The organism is Chryseobacterium sp. YIM B08800 (assembly GCF_026163565.1).
Lineage (GTDB): Bacteria > Bacteroidota > Bacteroidia > Flavobacteriales > Weeksellaceae > Chryseobacterium.
Genome location: NZ_JAPDKN010000130.1, coordinates 1 through 342, shown reverse-complemented (window position 1 = coordinate 342; position 342 = coordinate 1). Strand labels below are relative to the sequence as shown.

1 other RNA gene is annotated in these 342 nt (G+C 51.8%); it reads left to right on the top strand.

Annotation, left to right across the window (positions count from 1 at the left end):
* Position 1: 1 nt before the first annotated feature.
* Positions 2–342, top strand: a transfer-messenger RNA (tmRNA) gene (gene ssrA, locus OEW74_RS19605); the annotation flags it as partial.

Here is a 342-nt window from a genome sequence, read left to right as displayed (position 1 = left end):
CGACGCCGGTTGCGAAACTTTAGGTGCATGCCGAGTTGGTAACAGAACTCGTAAATCCACTGTTGCAACTACTTATAGTTGCCAATGACGAAAACTACGGCCAGGAATTCGCTCTCGCTGCGTAAGCAGCCTTAGCCCTGAGCTTCTGGTACCTTCGGGTCCAGCAATCACCAGGGGATGTCTGTAAACCCAAAGTGATTGTCATATAGAACAGAATCGCCGTGCAGTACGTTGTGGACGAAGCGGCTAAAACTTACACAACTCGCCCAAAGCACCCTGCCCGTCGGGTCGCTGAGGGTTAACTTAATAGACACGGCTACGCATGTAGTACCGACAGCGGAG